We start from the raw sequence: 2,548 nt of genomic DNA, 5'->3' as shown, positions 1-2,548 counted from the left end.
ATCCGAAAAAAGAATGCCGGCCGGTGCAGCGCGATGCGAAATGCTGCACTTAAGGAAGAACCGTTGGAACAAGGCCACGGCAACTTAGGATCGCGCGGCATGTTGCTACTAGGGAACCTCTGAACAACGCACCATAGATACGCGACACTACCCGCCTCATGTTGAGGAGTAATCCATGCAACTGACGTTCGGCGACGCTGAAGGCCTGGGCAAGCGCAAGCAGACCCGCCGGGAGATCTTCCTGGCCGAGATGGAGCAGGTCGTTCCGTGGCAGCACTTGCTCGGTCTGATCGCACCGCACTATCCGGTGTCGGGACGCCCTGGTCGACAGCCATACGCACTGGCGACGATGTTGCGGATTCATTTGCTGCAGCAGTGGTATGCGTTGAGCGATCCGGCGATGGAAGAAGCGCTGCACGAGATTCCGACCTTGCGGCGCTTTGCCCAGCTCGGTGGCTTGGACAACGTTCCGGACGAGACCACGATTTTGAACTTTCGGCGCCTGCTGGAGACCCATGGCCTTGCCGCGCGGATGCTGGACGCGGTCAACGCGCATCTGGCACGCAAGGGGCAGAGCCTGCGGTCGGGCACGATCGTCGATGCGACGCTGATCGCTGCACCCAGTTCGACCAAGAACGCCGATCACGCGCGCGACCCTGAAATGCATCAGACCAGGAAGGGCAATCAGTGGTATTTCGGGATGAAGGCGCACATCGGCGTGGATGAATTTTCCGGGCTGGTGCACCACGTCCATTGCACAGCCGCCAATGTCGCCGACGTCACGGTGACGCACGCATTACTGCATGGCAAAGAAGACAGCGTGTTCGGCGACAGCGGCTACACCGGTGCGGACAAACGCGAAGAACTGCAGACCTGCAAGGCTGCATTTTTCATTGCCGCCAAGCGTTCGACGCTGCAAGCCATCGGCAACAAACGCGAGCGTGCTCGGGAACAGCGTTGGGAACACTTCAAGGCCAGCGTGCGCGCGAAGGTGGAGCATCCGTTCCGGGTGATCAAGCGCCAGTTCGGTTACACCAAGGTCCGCTATCGCGGCCTGGCCAAGAACACCGCACACGTGCTGACCTTGTTTGCGCTCTCCAATCTGTGGATGAAGCGAAAGCAGTTACTGCCTGCCATGGGGAGCGTGCGCCTGTAACCCGGGGAATTCCCAAGGAAAGTGCCAGAAATAGCGGAAGATCCGAAGATCCAAACGCGACTCTCCGGACCGACGCGACATCCCGCACTCTCAGGCCTCGTTATTCAGACCTTCCCTAGCCACCAAGGAGACCAACGATGCGCAAGAGCAAGTTCACCGAAAGCCAGATTGTCGCCACGCTGAAGCAGGTTGAGGGCGGCCGCCAGGTCAAGGATGTGTGCCGTGAGCTGGGCATTTCCGATGCGACGTACTACGTCTGGAAGTCCAAGTACGGTGGCATGGAGGCAGCCGATGTGCAGCGCCTTCGCGACCTGGAGACCGAGCACAGCAAGCTCAAACGCATGTACGCCGAGCTCGCCATGGAAAACCATGCATTGAAGGATGTCATCGCAAAAAAGCTGTAGACCCGGCGCACAAACGCCCGCTTCTTGCCTGGCTCGTCGAGCAGCATGGCTGGAGCGAGCGCCGGGCCTGTGCGGTCGTTGGCGTGGCTCGCTCGACAGTGCGCTATCGGCGTCGTCCCGATCGCGACGAGGAGGTCATTGCGCTGTTGTCCGAATTGGCCGAGCGTTTTCCCGAGCGTGGTTTTGGAAAGCTCTTTCAGATCATCCGCCGTCGCGGACATGTGTGGAATCACAAAAGGGTGTGGCGCGTGTATTGCCTGATGAAACTCAATCAACGTCGTCGCAGCAGGCGCCGGGTCCCGACGCGTCATCCACAACCGCTGGCATGCGGAGAGCGACCCAATGCTGGATGGTCGATCGACTTCATGTCCGATGCGTTGTGGGATGGTCGACGCTTCCGCACGTTCAATGTCATCGACGATTTCAGTCGGGAAGCCTTGGCGATCGAAGTGGACTTGAATCTCCCGGCCGCCCGCGTCATCCGCACCTTGGAACGCATCGCAGCCTGGCGCGGCTACCCCGCCAAACTTCGCTTGGACAATGGCCCGGAGTTTGTCGCATTGGCCTTGGCCGAGTGGGCCGAGCGCAAAGGCATCGCCTTGGACTTCATCGAGCCGGGGCGTCCAATGCAAAACGGTTTTATCGAACGCTTCAACGGCAGCTACCGGCGCGGCGTGCTGGACATGCATCTCTTCCGCACGCTGAGCGAGGTTCGCGAACAGACCGAACACTGGCTGGCCGACTACAACCAGCAGATCCCGCACGACAGCCTGGGCGGGCTAACGCCCGCCGAGTTCCGTGATCAACATCAACCGCAGACCTCTAATTTTGGCTGGCATTGAATTACGGGGAGTCGACACAAGCACTGACCCAGGTCGAGCAAGATGCCGTTTCCGGGAAGCAGCGCCAGCAGACCTTCACCTATTGCGAGCAGGCCGACGTAACCGCAGGAAGCTGCCCCCTGGTGGGAGTGCTGCTGCGTGTGGAC

Annotated in this window: 2 protein-coding genes; both read left to right on the top strand. The window is 60.1% G+C overall.

What is annotated here, in order from left to right; all coding sequences use genetic code 11:
- Positions 1-175 precede the first annotated feature (175 nt).
- On the top strand, positions 176-1,156 hold the full coding sequence (locus ABQX22_RS26610) for an IS5 family transposase (protein ID WP_233403130.1): 981 nt from the start codon (positions 176-178) through the stop codon (positions 1,154-1,156).
- Positions 1,157-1,293: 137 nt separating this feature from the next.
- Positions 1,294-2,402 (top strand): IS3 family transposase gene (locus tag ABQX22_RS26605; RefSeq protein WP_256627460.1). Its coding sequence is split into 2 segments (ribosomal slippage): positions 1,294-1,555 and positions 1,555-2,402, totalling 1,110 coding nucleotides; the frame shifts between segments, so codons are not numbered across the junction.
- Positions 2,403-2,548 lie beyond the last annotated feature (146 nt).

Source organism: Xanthomonas sp. WHRI 1810A (assembly GCF_040202885.1).
GTDB lineage: Bacteria > Pseudomonadota > Gammaproteobacteria > Pseudomonadales > Pseudomonadaceae > Aquipseudomonas.
Note: the sequence above shows the minus strand (reverse complement) of the source record. Positions and strands in the feature narration are given on the sequence as shown.